The organism is Lelliottia amnigena (genome assembly GCF_019047465.1).
Taxonomy (GTDB): domain Bacteria; phylum Pseudomonadota; class Gammaproteobacteria; order Enterobacterales; family Enterobacteriaceae; genus Enterobacter; species Enterobacter amnigenus.
This window is the reverse complement of the sequence record NZ_CP077236.1, coordinates 4249941-4263961: the sequence shown is the minus strand read 5'-3', so window position 1 is coordinate 4263961 and position 14021 is coordinate 4249941. Positions and strand designations below refer to the sequence as shown.

The window sequence follows — 14021 nt, the reverse complement described above, 5'->3', positions numbered from 1 at the left end:
ATCGACGCAAGGTGGCCACACGAGTCATCAGCAATAAGTAAAGTCGGTGATAGCAAGAAGTAAACGACCTGACAGCAGCTCAACTCCTGCGTTGTTCAGGACCCCTCAGGGGAATTAAACAGGCTGGTCATAAAACCAGTAATTATAATGAGTGGAGTATCAACACAATGTCCATCATCACAAAAAAAAATCTGATTGCCGCGGGAATCTTCACTGCGCTAATCGCGGGTAATATGGCAATGGCTGCCGAGGTTCCTGCCGGAATTACACTGGCAGAAAAGCAAACCATGATTCGTAACAACGGTGCAGAGCCTCAGTCTCTTGACCCGAACAAAATCGAAGGCGTTCCGGAAGCAAATATCAGCCGCGACCTGTTTGAAGGTCTGCTGATTACTTCAACAAAAGACGGTCACCCAATCCCAGGTGTGGCTGAAAGCTGGGATAATAAAGACTTTAAAGTCTGGACATTCCACCTGCGTAAAGACGCAAAATGGTCCAACGGTGAACCTGTCACCGCACAAGATTTCGTGTATAGCTGGCAGCGTCTGGTGGATCCTAATACCGCATCCCCCTACGCGAGCTATCCGCAATATGGTCACATCCTGAACGTTGATGAAATCATCGACGGCAAAAAGAAACCGTCTGAGCTTGGTGTGAAAGCGGTTGACGACCACACCCTGGAAGTCACGCTGAGTGAACCCGTTCCGTATTTCTACAAATTGCTGGTTAACCCGGCAATGTCCCCGGTAAATAAAGCTGCCATCGAAAAATTTGGCGAAAAATGGACGCAGCCTGCGAACATCGTGACCAACGGTGCGTATAAGCTGAAAGACTGGGTTGTTAACGAACGTATCGTGATGGAACGTAATACCAACTACTGGGATAACGGTAAAACCATCGTTGATCAGATTACCTATCTGCCTATTTCTTCTGAAGTGACCGACGTAAACCGCTACCGCAGCGGTGAAATCGACATGACCTATAACAACCTGCCGATTGAACTCTTCCAGAAGCTGAAAAAAGAGATCCCGACAGAAGTTCACGTCGATCCGTATCTGTGTACTTATTACTATGAAATTAACAACCAGAAAGCACCGTTTAACGATGTCCGCGTTCGTACCGCGCTGAAGCTGGGCCTGGATCGCGATATTATCGTTAACAAAGTGAAAGCGCAGGGCGATCTGCCTGCTTTCGGTTATACCCCGCCTTATGCTGACGGCGCGAAACTGACCAAACCAGAGTGGTTCACCTGGACTCAGGAAAAGCGTAACGAAGAAGCTAAAAAACTGCTGGCTGAAGCGGGCTACACCGCTGACAAGCCACTGAAATTTGACCTGTTGTATAACACCTCAGATCTGCACAAAAAACTGGCAATCGCGGCGTCATCCATCTGGAAGAAAAACCTGGGTGTTGACGTGAAGCTGGTTAACCAGGAGTGGAAAACCTTCCTGGATACCCGTCATCAGGGCAACTATGACGTGGCGCGTGCAGGCTGGTGTGCGGACTACAACGAACCCACATCCTTCCTGAACACGATGCTTTCTGACAGCTCTATGAACACCGCGCACTATAAGAGCCCGGCGTTTGACGCGATCATGAAAGAGTCTTTGAAAGCAACCGACGAAGCACAGCGTTCCGCTCAGTACGACAAAGCGGAGCAGCAGTTGGGTAAAGACTCTGCGATTGTACCGGTTTACTACTACGTGAACGCGCGTCTGGTGAAACCTTGGGTTGGCGGTTATACCGGCAAAGACCCGATGGATAACATCTACACCAAAGATTTGTACATCATTAAGCATTAATGGCAATCAGTGGGGCAAAGCAATTTGCCCCACTGTGTCTTAACTCATCGCACAAACTACACGTCATCATTCATTTCGATTTGAGTGAGCAGGTGTAAAAGGCACACGCCAGAAGGTACGGGCAATGTTGAAATTTATCTTACGTCGCTGTCTTGAAGCGATACCGACGCTCTTTATTCTCATTACTATTTCGTTCTTCATGATGCGACTCGCCCCGGGTAGTCCGTTTACCAGTGAGCGCGCGCTGCCGCCAGAAGTCATGGCGAACATCGAAGCCAAATACCATTTAAACGATCCGATCTCTACCCAGTACTTCAATTATTTGAAGCAGCTGGCGCAGGGTGATTTTGGACCGTCATTCAAATACAAAGACTATTCCGTAAACGATCTGGTGGCGTCGAGCTTCCCCGTTTCGGCTAAATTAGGCGCCGCGGCCTTTATTCTTGCCGTTGTTCTTGGCGTCAGCGCAGGGGTTATCGCCGCGCTTAAACAAAATACCAAATGGGATTATTCAGTGATGGGGATAGCAATGACCGGGGTCGTCATACCCAGTTTCGTTGTTGCGCCGTTGCTGGTGATGGTGTTTGCCATAACGCTGAAATGGCTGCCCGGAGGCGGCTGGAACGGCGGGGCACCGAAGTACATGATTTTGCCAATGGTGGCATTATCGCTGGCTTACATTGCCAGCATCGCGCGTATCACCCGTGGTTCGATGATTGAAGTGTTGCACTCAAACTTCATTCGTACTGCGCGCGCTAAAGGCTTGCCGATGCATCGCATTGTGCTTCGCCACGCGTTAAAACCTGCGCTGCTGCCTGTGCTCTCATATATGGGGCCTGCGTTTGTCGGGATTATCACCGGCTCTATGGTTATCGAAACTATCTATGGCCTGCCGGGTATCGGCCAGCTGTTCGTGAATGGCGCGTTGAACCGTGACTATTCGTTAGTACTGAGCCTGACGATTCTCGTTGGCGCACTGACGATCCTCTTTAACGCCGTTGTCGATGTGCTGTATGCCGTTATCGACCCGAAAATTCGCTACTAGCACTGGAGTACGCCATGATGTTGAGTAATAAAAACAGCGAGGCGCTGGAAAACTTCAGTGAGAAACTCGAAGTCGAAGGGCGCAGCCTATGGCAGGATGCCCGCCGTCGCTTTATGCATAACCGTGCAGCGGTCGCAAGCCTTGTGGTCCTGATCTTTATCGCATTATTCGTGACGCTCGCCCCCGTGTTGTCGCAGTTCACCTACTTCGATACCGACTGGGGCATGATGTCCAGTGCGCCTGATATGACGTCTGGACACTATTTCGGTACCGACTCATCCGGACGCGATCTGCTGGTGCGTGTGGCGATCGGTGGACGTATCTCCCTGATGGTGGGCATTGCCGCCGCGCTGGTGGCTGTTGTTGTCGGCACGCTTTACGGCTCTCTTTCCGGCTATTTGGGCGGCAAAGTCGATTCCGTGATGATGCGTCTGCTGGAGATCCTGAACTCCTTCCCGTTCATGTTCTTTGTTATTTTGCTGGTGACTTTCTTTGGACAAAACATCCTGCTGATTTTCGTGGCTATCGGGATGGTGTCCTGGCTGGACATGGCGCGTATTGTGCGTGGCCAGACGTTGAGCCTGAAGCGCAAAGAATTTATTGAAGCGGCGCAGGTTGGCGGTGTTTCCGTCGGTGGGATCGTGGTACGCCACATCGTTCCGAACGTGCTGGGCGTCGTCGTGGTCTACGCCTCGCTGCTGGTGCCAAGCATGATTCTGTTTGAATCTTTCCTGAGCTTCCTCGGTTTGGGTACACAAGAGCCGCTGAGCAGCTGGGGTGCGCTGCTGAGTGATGGCGCGAACTCAATGGAAGTTTCTCCGTGGCTGCTGCTGTTCCCGGCTGGTTTCCTGGTGGTTACCCTGTTTTGTTTCAACTTTATCGGCGATGGCTTGCGTGATGCCCTCGACCCGAAAGACCGTTAAGGAGTGCCGCCATGACTATTATTGAAACGGCAACCGCGCCACGTCAGCAAAATGTCCTGCTGGACGTCAAAGATTTACGCGTCACCTTTCAAACGCCCGATGGCGATGTGACGGCTGTAAACGATCTGAACTTTGATCTGCGTGCTGGCGAGACGCTGGGTATCGTGGGTGAATCTGGCTCCGGTAAATCGCAAACTGCCTTCGCGCTGATGGGCCTGCTGGCGCAAAACGGCCGAATCAGCGGAACCGCGACCTTTAACGGTAAAAACATTCTGAACCTGCCGGAGCACGAGCTGAACACGCTACGTGCCGAGCAGATTTCGATGATTTTCCAGGACCCGATGACCTCGCTGAACCCGTACATGCGCGTGGGTGAGCAGCTGATGGAAGTCCTCATGCTGCATAAAGGCATGAATAAAGCCGAAGCGTTTGAAGAGTCGGTAAAAATGTTGGATGCGGTAAAAATGCCGGAAGCGCGTAAGCGTATGCGCATGTATCCGCATGAATTTTCGGGCGGTATGCGCCAGCGCGTGATGATCGCGATGGCGTTGCTCTGTCGTCCTAAATTGCTGATTGCCGATGAGCCGACCACCGCGCTGGACGTCACCGTGCAGGCGCAGATCATGACGTTGCTGAATGAACTCAAAAGCGAGTTCAACACGGCGATTATCATGATCACCCACGACCTGGGTGTGGTAGCGGGTATCTGTGACAAGGTGCTGGTGATGTATGCAGGCCGTACCATGGAATACGGCAAGGCGCGCGATGTGTTTTACAATCCCGCGCACCCTTATTCCATTGGTCTGTTGAATGCGGTCCCGCGTCTGGATGCGGAAGGTGAATCTCTGCTGACGATTCCAGGCAACCCACCGAACCTGCTGCGTCTGCCTAAAGGCTGTCCGTTCCAGCCACGCTGTCCGCATGCGATGGAAATCTGTAACAGCGCTCCGCCGCTGGAAGAGTTTGCGCCAGGCCGTCTGCGCGCCTGCTTTAAGCCGTACGAGGAGCTGGTATGAACGCCATAGATGAAAAAAGAAATGTGCTGCTCGAAATTGCCGATCTGAAAGTGCATTTTGACATTAAGGACGGCAAACAGTGGTTCTGGCAGCCAGCCAAAACCCTCAAAGCAGTTGATGGCGTCACGCTGCGCCTTTACGAAGGTGAAACCCTGGGTGTCGTTGGGGAATCGGGCTGCGGTAAGTCGACTTTTGCCCGCGCCATCATCGGCCTTGTTAAAGCTACAGAAGGTAAAGTGGCGTGGCTGGGCAAAGATCTGCTGGGTATGAAGCCGGACGAGTGGCGCGAAGTGCGCAGCGACATCCAGATGATTTTCCAGGATCCGCTGGCATCCCTGAACCCACGTATGACGATTGGGGAGATTATCGCGGAACCTCTGCGCACTTATCATCCCAAAATGTCCCGCCAGGAAGCGCGCGACCGCGTGAAAGCGATGATGATGAAAGTAGGGCTGTTGCCCAACCTCATCAACCGCTACCCGCATGAGTTTTCGGGTGGGCAGTGTCAGCGTATTGGTATTGCGCGTGCGTTGATTCTGGAACCTAAGCTGATTATTTGCGACGAACCGGTTTCCGCGCTGGATGTTTCCATCCAGGCGCAGGTGGTTAACCTGCTGCAAAAATTACAGCGTGAAATGGGGCTGTCGTTGATCTTCATCGCGCACGACCTGGCGGTGGTTAAACACATTTCAGATCGTGTACTGGTGATGTATTTGGGCCACGCGGTAGAGCTGGGGACCTACGATGAGGTTTACCACAATCCGCTGCACCCTTACACCAAAGCGCTGATGTCGGCGGTGCCGGTTCCCGATCCGGATCTGGAAAAAAATAAAAAAATTCAGCTTCTGGAAGGCGAGTTGCCGTCACCGATAAACCCGCCATCTGGCTGCGTATTCCGTACGCGCTGCCCGCTGGCCGGTCCGGAATGTGCACAAACCCGGCCAGTACTTGAAGGAAGTTTCCGTCACGCGGTTTCCTGCCTGAAAGTAGACCCGTTATAATCGCAAGGGCTGACATGATGTCAGCCCTTAATTTTTGCGAGGTTATCGTGTCGCTATCCGTTTCTTCGGTTCGTCGTCGGATGTTCCGTCTGCTATTCGATCAAAATACCCGCTCAGGTCGTCATTTCGAAGGATTGTGCGGACTGTTTGCGCTACTCAGCGTACTCATCATCTTTATTGAGTCAGGTCTTGGGACGCAATATCACCTGACGATGGACGAGTGGCATCTCTTCGTCTGGCTGGAGCTTTTCGTCACGCTGGTTTTTACACTGGAATATTTGCTGCGGGTTTTCAGCTGGCCCAATCCGGCGAAATATGTCTTTAGCTTTTGGGGCATTATCGATCTGGCGACCATTTTGCCGCTCTATGTGATGTGGCTGTGGCCTGAAATTAGCGTCAATTATGTTTTTGCCTGGCGGGCAATGCGCGCCATACGCGTGCTGCGCGTCCTGAAGTTGTTGCGTTTAATGCCGTCGTTGCATGTGTTCTGGAAGGCGATATTTAGTGCCCGGCATCAGTTAATTCTGTTCTATTCGTTTATTGCCATTGTAATGATTGTCTTTGGTGCGCTGATGTACCTGATAGAAGGGCCTAAATATGGATTCACCACCCTGAATGCATCCGTCTATTGGGCTATTGTCACGGTCACGACGGTGGGATATGGCGATATTACACCGCATACGCCGCTTGGCAGAATTGTGGCGTCGATGCTCATTTTGATTGGTTATTCCGTGATAGCGATTCCTACCGGTCTTATCACGACGCACATGAGTGCAGCATTTCAGAATCGACAGCAGCAGCGCAAATGCCCTCATTGTCAGCAGGCGAACCATGAGCACAGCGCGCGATTTTGTAACCGCTGCGGGACTGAATTAGCGGATTAAATATAAAAGGCTGCATTCGCAGCCTTTTGTTATTCACGCCAGAGGATATGGCACAGCTTGTGGTCTTTTTCCCGGCACAGCAGGACGCGGGCAAAAATATCATTGATTTCGCCACCGTCGGTCTCCGCAAGACCAATCACCACCTCGGCAAAAAAGTCCGGGTTGAGGTCGAAATCGACATGCTCAGCCCAGTCTTCAGACGGGTCAAACAGCTCCGCGCCGCCGCGCTCTTCAAACTGCAAATTAAAGAGGATAACGTCTGCGGGATCGAGATTATCCATCGCCAGTTCGAGAAAAATGTCGTAGGCCTGCTCGAGCGTTTCGTCTTCCGTCAGACGATTATTCAGATCCATTTCCATGATGACTACCTGTTAAAACATCGTTGGGCACGTTTTACAGCAACGGGCTAAAGAAGTAAAACAGTCGTTCGGTGATTCGCTGCCACAAAGGCCGCTTGACCCACAAACTGGCGTCCAGCAAGCGCGAGCGGGAGATGTAATCGTCCTGAACGGCAGCCAAATCGCCACCAAAACCCGCATCGTCAATCACCAGCGTAATTTCAAAATTCAGCCACAAACTCCGCATATCCAGATTCACGGTCCCGACCAGACTGAGTTCCCCATCCACCAGTACGCTTTTGGTATGCAGCAATCCACCCTCAAACTGATAGATTTTCACCCCTGCTGCCAGAAGCTCTGTAAAGAACGCGCGGCTAGCCCATCCCACCAGTACCGAGTCGTTTTTGCGCGGCATAATAATGCTGACATCCACACCGCGCTGTGCGGCGGTACAAATCGCATGCAACAGGTCGTCGCTCGGCACAAAGTAGGGCGTAGTCATGATCAGATATTCACGCGCAGAATAAGCCGCAGTGAGCAACGCCTGATGAATCAAGTCTTCCGGGAAACCCGGGCCGGAGGCAATGGTGTGAATGGTATGGCCGCTTTCCTGCTCGAACGGCATGATATTGGCGTCGGGCGGTGGCGGCAAAATACGCTTGCCGGTTTCAATTTCCCAGTCGCAGGAATACACAATACCCATTGCGGTAGCGACGGGACCTTCCATACGCGCCATTAAATCGATCCACTGACCCACGCCGGAATCTTGTTTGAAGAAGCGCGGATCGACCATATTCATGCTGCCGGTGTAGGCAATATAGTTGTCGATCATGATCATTTTACGGTGCTGGCGTAAATCCATGCGACGCAGAAACACGCGCAGTAAATTCACCTTTAACGCTTCGACAACTTCAATACCCGCGTTGCGCATCATCCCAGCCCAAGGGCTGCGGAAAAAAGCCACACTCCCAGCAGAATCCAGCATCAACCGGCAATGGATACCGCGACGAGATGCCGCCATCAGCGACTCAGCAACTTGATCCGCCATCCCACCCGGCTGCCAGATGTAGAAAACCATTTCGATATTATGGCGAGCGAGTTGGATATCGCGAATCAACGCCTGCATCACGTCATCAGAGGTCGTCAACAATTGCAGCTGGTTACCTTTAACCCCGGCAATGCCCTGACGCCGCTCGCAGAGTTTAAACAGTGAAGATGCCACGCTGCTATTTTCTTCGGCAAAGATGTGTTTGCAGGATTTCAGGTCGTTTAACCATTTTGCGGTCGACGGCCACATGGCGCGGGCACGCTCGGCGCGACGCTTGCCCAGATGCAATTCACCAAACGAAAGATAGGCAATAATTCCCACCAGCGGCAGGATGTAGATAATCAGTAGCCAGGCCATGGCAGAGGGGACAGCTCGGCGTTTCATCAGGATGCGAAGCGTCACACCTGCGATCAGCAGCCAGTATCCCAGAATGACCAGCCAACTCACCACGGTGTAGAAGGTTGTCATAATTAAAAATCCTTTTGAAAGCGTATTGTTATGAGTGTACGCATCAGAATTGATCTGGCAAATAAAAAGGACGGCTAAAAGCGCTGGTTTGCCGCGACCAAGGGTTTATAATGGCGTTTCTGTTAAGGAAAGAGTTTTAACCATGAAGCGCAGTAGAACTGAAGTAGGGCGCTGGCGCATGTTGCGACAAACGAGCCGCCGCAAGGCTCGCTGGCTGGAAGCTCAATCCCGCCGCAATATGCGTATTCACGCTATCAGAAAATGTGGGCTAAGCCGTCACCGTAATGCACTGGTGTTCGCCGTTCGCGATCTCTGAGTTCCCTGAAGGCACCGTTTTCGGTGCCTGATGTTTTTTTAAGCCATCAACCCCTGTACGCGTACTATTTTGCTTCCCGCGTGTTAAATCCTTCCACTGCTACGGTATGATGTGCGGCGATGTACGCGATGAATAAGAAAAATGAATCCTTTCCTTTGGGTCTTAATTGCAATTTTTGCCGTAGATGCATTAAGGGAATATTTAGGACTCTCGTCGCTCACGCAGCTAGGGCAATTTATTTACGCGCTTGGCATGCACTGGGCAATGCTTTAAGGATAAACGGTACTGACGCCCGCAAGGGTTTGCGAACGTCAGAATGACATGATGCATAGCGCGTTCACGGTTTCGGTTCTCTTAACCACGCTGTGACGCGCTGTTTTAAAAAGGAGCTGGTGGTGTTTGCGGAGTTTGGTGTACTGAATTTTTGGACCTACGTTGTTGGCGCGTTTTTTATTGTTCTCGTGCCTGGCCCCAATACTTTATTTGTTCTCAAAACAGGCATAGGTCACGGCGTCAAAAAAGGTTATCTCGCCGCGACGGGCGTATTTATCGGCGATGCCGTATTGATGTTTCTGGCCTGGGCCGGCGTGGCGGCACTGATTCAAACTACACCCGTGCTATTCAATATTGTGCGTTATCTTGGCGCGCTATATTTACTGTGGCTCGGTGGCAAAATGCTCTGGTCGGTCATTATGCGCAAAAACAGCGCGCAGGCAGGAGGGGCAGAGCCGGCAAGTATGATCCTGAAGCGCTCGCTGGTATTGAGTTTGACCAATCCCAAGGCAATTCTGTTTTACGTCTCGTTTTTCGTGCAATTCATTGATGTCAGTGCGCCAAACACAGGCACCTCTTTCCTGATCCTCGCGACAACCTTAGAACTGATCAGCTTCATGTACATGAGTTTCTTGATTTTCTCCGGGGCATTTGTGACACGCTACTTAAAGACGAAAAAGAAACTGGCGAAGCTGGGAAATGGGTTGATCGGGCTGTTGTTTGTGGGATTTGCCGCACGACTGGCATCGCTACACTGAAGGAACGCATACCGTTGCGGAGAGCGGAGATGCGATGAGTGTAATAGTGCTCAAGATTGCGCCTGGATTAGCCGATATCTCTGAGTACCCATTTACCCACTCTGGAATCAAGCTGAGCCGTTAAGAGCCTGCGTGTTAATAAGGAAAAATAATGACCGATACCGCTTTCAAATGGACGTGCATTAAATGTGATAAGACCATTCCACAGCACCAGGAATACTGCCCTGAATGTGAGGAAAAACGGTATCGCAAAATTGGCGGTTTGCTGTTCGTACCATTTCTGAATATGTTCCTCATTGCGTATGGTTATTTCACTTCACTGGCCGTCACATTAAAGGCCAGCATTGATACGCTAGGTTATCTTCCGCTTGCGCAATCAACCTATCTGTTTATTTCTGCGGGGGTGAATTTTGTTTTCTTGCTTTACATTATCTATGTTGCCTCACTTTTTTTGCGCAAGAAGAAAGAACTTCCGCTGGCATACAGTGTGTTGCTCGTCGCTGGTATCGTCGTCATGTTTATTGACCGGTGCATCACACCTTACCTGTTCCCACAGATTGCCCTGGGCTTTAATCAGGTGATGCCAATTGTTACCCACACAATTTACGCCTGCATCTGGATCCCTTACTTCCGCTATTCCGTGCGCGCTAAGAAGACCTTCATTCGTTAACCCAATCGAGTCTTAAACAGTCTATGGCTGCCATATTCTCGCAGCCATTTTTATTGATGGTGAAACATCTCAGCGTAATATCCCCGTGAGATGACAATCACTCTTACGCTTTCTTTTGAAGAAGTGTAGGCCTATCGTGTCATGAGTCTGAGCTCATTCACAGGATAAGAAAGATGCGTGACATTCCTCCTACCGCCATGCTTCGTGCGTTTGAAGTTGCTACCCGCCACCCCACGTTTACCTCATCCGCATCAGAGCTATTCATCACGCAGAGCGCCGTCAGCCACCAGTTAAAAAATCTTGAAGAATTATGGGGCCTACAGCTTTTTCAGCGCGGTAAGACACTCACACTGACGCCCGCTGGCGCCGCGCTCGCACCTATCGTGCGCGAGTTTTTCACAAAGCTGGAAACCTCGTTAGCCGATCTTCGCGAACAAAAAAGCCGTGTACGATTACGTTTAAGTACTACCTATTCTTTCGCCTTGAAGTGGCTGCTGCCACGTCTTCCAGAATTAACCCGACTGCATCCTGAGATTCTGGTCACGATTGAAAGCACCGACAGAGCCATTAACTTCACCAATTCCGATTCCGACGTGGCGATCCGCTTTGGTCACGGCAATTATCCGGCGCTGCACACGGAATTTATGTTCCGCGAACAGCTTTTTCCGGTGGCCAGCCCGGCATTATTACAACGTTTTGGAACACCCCATGAACCGGCTGAGCTGTTGCGCTATCCGCTTCTGACGCGCGACGGTGCGGATCTGGTTCCGAAATGGGATTCCTGGTTTGAGCAGGCCGGTATACAGACGGATGCGTTGCATGAGAGCGTACGTTTTGCAGACACCAATATGACCATCGAAGCCGCGCTGCTGGGACAGGGCATTGCGTTAGCGCGCAGTGGACACGTCGAAAAAGAGCTCAAGGAAGGCAGTCTGGTAAGGCTGTTTAATATCCCTTTTTCTTCGCCCGCGGCCTATTACTTTGTCTGTCCAGGCGGCATCGAAACGCAGCCGCACATTATGACGTTCTGCTCCTGGCTCATGGCTGAATCCCATCAGGCTCAGCTCAGCTATACATAAGGTATGAGCTTTCACTCATGATCGGATGACGACACTTCACTTTTAAAACAGGCATAGGTTGCTTAGCATCAGCCTATGCCAAGCCATATTATTTTCCTGACGCTATTCGCCGCTCTGCTGCATGCCAGCTGGAATACTCTGTTACGTGGGGCAACTGACCGATTATGGGCGATGACCATTATGTGCATGGCGATTGCCATGACCAGCGGCCTAATCGCACTGTTTGTGCCAGTGCCATCCACGGCCAGCTGGAAGTACGTGTTGTTTTCGGCGCTGCTGCATGTGGGCTATAACCTGTGTCTGATACGTAGCTATCAGAGCGGGGATCTCGGGCAATCCTATCCGATTGCGCGCGGCTGCTCTCCGCTATTGGTGACATGCGCGGCGGCACTCTTCGCCGGTGAAAAAATTGAACTGAATACGCTTGGCGGTATTACGCTGGTTTCCTGCGGTATTCTGATGCTCGCCATGAAGGGCTACAAACTGGCGATGCCGAATCTGAAATATGCGCTGGCAACCGGTGCTTTCATTGCCGCGTATAGCGTAGTGGATGGGATAGGTGTGCGATTGTCCGGCAATGCGCTCTCATACACCGTGTGGATGAGCGCCTTATGGGGAGGGCTGATGCCCGCACTCTATATCGCTTTGCGCGACAGAAGAAGTTTATTGCGCTGGCGGCCGGGTTTACCTCGTGCAGCGATAGGGGGCCTTGTCTCGCTACTGGCGTACGGGATCATTATCTACGCCATGTTGGGTGCCCCGATGGGCACCGTTTCAGCACTGCGCGAAACCAGCGTTCTCTTTGCCGCCATATTAGGTTACGTGTTCCTGGGCGAATCGCTAACGCTAAGAAAAACGCTTGCGTGCGTGGTTATCGCCACCGGCACGCTCATTATCGGTTAACGACATTGGGAGAATGCGACATGTCTGACAGTCCAACTATTGCCCTCATTGGTCCAGGCGCTATCGGTACGACTATAGCCGCGCTACTGCATGAGGTTGGCCGCAAGCCGTTACTGTGCGGACGTACATCCCATCCGAAATTAGTGCTGCGCTTCGATGAAGATGAAATTACCGTGCCGGGGCCAGTATTGAGCAACGCGGCGAATATCACTCAGCCGTGCGATCTGGTATTCGTTGCGGTGAAAGCGACCCAGACGGCATCGAGCGCAGGCTGGCAGGATAAACTGTGTGATGAAAACACAGTGGTCTGCGCGCTGCAAAACGGAGTAGAGCAGAAAAGCCAGCTGGAGCCCTATGTTAACGGCGCCACGGTCGTGCCTTCGGTCGTCTGGTTTCCTGCACAGCGTGAACCGGACGCTTCTGTCTGGCTGCGTGCAAAACCACGCCTGACGCTGCCGGATACGCCGCAGGCAAAAAGGATAGCTGATGCGCTTACTGATACACGTTGCACCGTCGAGCTTTCGGAGGATTTCACGTCCATCGCCTGGCGCAAACTGTTGCAGAATGCGGCAGCAGGTTTGATGGTACTCGCCAATCGCCGCGCTGGCATGTTCTCGCGGGAAGATATTACAGAACTGGCACTGGCTTACCTGCGCGAGTGTCTGGCGGTGGCACGTGCTGAAAAGGCGATACTGAACGATGACGTTGCGCGTGAAATCGTGGACGGTTTTCGTCGCGCGCCTGCAGACTTAGGCACTTCTATTCTGGCGGATCGTCAGTCTAACCGCCCGATGGAATGGGAGGTCCGTAACGCCGTGATCCAGCGGCTAGGAAAATTACATGGAATTCCTACGCCCATCAGTGACGTGTTGGTACCTCTGCTGGCGGCAGGAAGCGAAGGGCCTGGGTGAGGTTCCGCACTTTGGACTTAGCAAACAATCTCATCGCATTTGTCACGGGCTCAATGAACGCCGACCTTGTAAGCCCAGTTAAAAATAAAGCCCCGTCTATGCGGGGCTTCTTGTATCAATGTGATTAATGCGTGGCGCAGGCGTGAAATAAAGTCCTTTATTTCCGCTAGTTGATGTTTTTTAAAAAGCGCGTGAGGACGCTTTATTCACAACCTTAAAACACTTTCTTAAACGGGCGAACGGTGACTTTTGCGTAAACGCCTGCGGCGACGTACGGGTCGGCTTCGGCCCAAAACTGTGCTGCTTCCAGGGATTCGAATTCGGCAATCACCGTAGAGCCACTAAAGCCGGCCGCGCCGGGATCGTTGCTGTCAACGGCAGGCATTGGCCCTGCGGTGAGCAGTTTGCCTTCGTCGTGCAAAAGTTGCAGTCGCGCCAGATGCGCAGGGCGGACGGAAAGACGTTTTTCAAGAGAATCAGCAACATCCTCAGCGTAGATAACGTAAAGCACGGCGGAGCTCCTTAACCATAAAAAGTGGCATTTACGTTATGTGAAAGCAGCGATGACTGCAATGTAAAGATAACG

Annotated in this window: 16 protein-coding genes; 13 read left to right on the top strand and 3 right to left on the bottom strand. The window is 51.7% G+C overall.

Translation table 11 applies throughout. The features are described from left to right. The first annotated feature begins 167 nt into the window (after positions 1-167). The 6 genes from oppA (at position 168) to I6L74_RS20145 (ending at position 6671) form a co-directional block, all read left to right on the top strand. On the top strand, positions 168-1802 hold the full coding sequence (oppA, locus tag I6L74_RS20170) for an oligopeptide ABC transporter substrate-binding protein OppA (protein WP_059179175.1): 1635 nt from the start codon (positions 168-170) through the stop codon (positions 1800-1802). 124 nt (positions 1803-1926) lie between these two features. Next, the gene (gene oppB, locus I6L74_RS20165; protein ID WP_059179174.1) at positions 1927-2847 is read left to right on the top strand and encodes an oligopeptide ABC transporter permease OppB; all 921 of its coding nucleotides are present in this window, start codon (positions 1927-1929) and stop codon (positions 2845-2847) included. Between the two features lie 14 nt (positions 2848-2861). Then, positions 2862-3770: an oligopeptide ABC transporter permease OppC gene (gene oppC, locus I6L74_RS20160; RefSeq protein ID WP_059179173.1), complete on the top strand. Its 909-nt coding sequence runs from the start codon at positions 2862-2864 to the stop codon at positions 3768-3770. An 11-nt stretch (positions 3771-3781) separates the two neighbouring features. Then, complete coding sequence (locus I6L74_RS20155; protein ID WP_059179172.1) at positions 3782-4786, top strand: ABC transporter ATP-binding protein; 1005 nt, start codon at positions 3782-3784, stop codon at positions 4784-4786. Continuing rightward, positions 4783-5787 (top strand): murein tripeptide/oligopeptide ABC transporter ATP-binding protein OppF, encoded by a 1005-nt coding sequence (oppF, locus tag I6L74_RS20150; RefSeq protein ID WP_059179171.1) that lies wholly within the window; start codon positions 4783-4785, stop codon positions 5785-5787. The genes I6L74_RS20155 and oppF overlap by 4 nt, the downstream gene beginning before the upstream one ends. 47 nt (positions 5788-5834) lie before the next feature. Beyond that, positions 5835-6671, top strand: a complete 837-nt coding sequence (locus I6L74_RS20145) for an ion transporter (protein ID WP_059179183.1) — start codon at positions 5835-5837, stop codon at positions 6669-6671. A 29-nt stretch (positions 6672-6700) separates the two neighbouring features. On the opposite strand, the gene I6L74_RS20140 is transcribed toward I6L74_RS20145, so the two are convergent. Together I6L74_RS20140 and cls are read right to left on the bottom strand one after the other, a co-directional pair. Then, positions 6701-7030 (bottom strand): HI1450 family dsDNA-mimic protein, encoded by a 330-nt coding sequence (locus I6L74_RS20140; protein ID WP_059179170.1) that lies wholly within the window; start codon positions 7028-7030, stop codon positions 6701-6703. 34 nt (positions 7031-7064) lie between these two features. Beyond that, the gene (cls, locus tag I6L74_RS20135) at positions 7065-8525 is read right to left on the bottom strand and encodes a cardiolipin synthase (RefSeq protein ID WP_059179169.1); all 1461 of its coding nucleotides are present in this window, start codon (positions 8523-8525) and stop codon (positions 7065-7067) included. Positions 8526-8667: 142 nt separating this feature from the next. Here cls and I6L74_RS20130 point away from each other — a divergent pair, with 142 nt between their 5' ends. From I6L74_RS20130 to I6L74_RS20100, 7 genes are all read left to right on the top strand, one after another. After that, positions 8668-8841 (top strand): YciY family protein, encoded by a 174-nt coding sequence (locus I6L74_RS20130; protein WP_012017677.1) that lies wholly within the window; start codon positions 8668-8670, stop codon positions 8839-8841. 141 nt (positions 8842-8982) lie between these two features. Further along, positions 8983-9114, top strand: a complete 132-nt coding sequence (locus tag I6L74_RS21660; protein ID WP_216979984.1) for a KPN_01571 family protein — start codon at positions 8983-8985, stop codon at positions 9112-9114. 122 nt (positions 9115-9236) lie between these two features. Beyond that, positions 9237-9872 carry a leucine efflux protein LeuE gene (gene leuE, locus I6L74_RS20120; RefSeq protein WP_059179168.1) on the top strand — a complete coding sequence of 212 codons (636 nt, stop codon included), beginning with the start codon at positions 9237-9239 and terminating at the stop codon, positions 9870-9872. Positions 9873-10023: 151 nt separating this feature from the next. Beyond that, a complete protein-coding gene (locus tag I6L74_RS20115; protein WP_059179167.1) occupies positions 10024-10542 on the top strand; it encodes a DUF2569 family protein in 519 nt (172 codons plus the stop codon). A 173-nt stretch (positions 10543-10715) separates the two neighbouring features. Further along, entirely contained in the window at positions 10716-11621 is a 906-nt protein-coding gene (gcvA, locus tag I6L74_RS20110) for a transcriptional regulator GcvA (protein WP_059179166.1), read from the top strand. A 75-nt stretch (positions 11622-11696) separates the two neighbouring features. After that, complete coding sequence (locus I6L74_RS20105) at positions 11697-12524, top strand: EamA family transporter (protein WP_059179165.1); 828 nt, start codon at positions 11697-11699, stop codon at positions 12522-12524. Between the two features lie 20 nt (positions 12525-12544). Continuing rightward, entirely contained in the window at positions 12545-13435 is an 891-nt protein-coding gene (locus I6L74_RS20100; RefSeq protein WP_059179164.1) for an oxidoreductase, read from the top strand. Positions 13436-13649: 214 nt separating this feature from the next. Here I6L74_RS20100 and I6L74_RS20095 read toward each other — a convergent pair whose 3' ends face one another. Next, on the bottom strand, positions 13650-13946 hold the full coding sequence (locus I6L74_RS20095; RefSeq protein WP_059179163.1) for a YciI family protein: 297 nt from the start codon (positions 13944-13946) through the stop codon (positions 13650-13652). Positions 13947-14021: the final 75 nt, after the last annotated feature.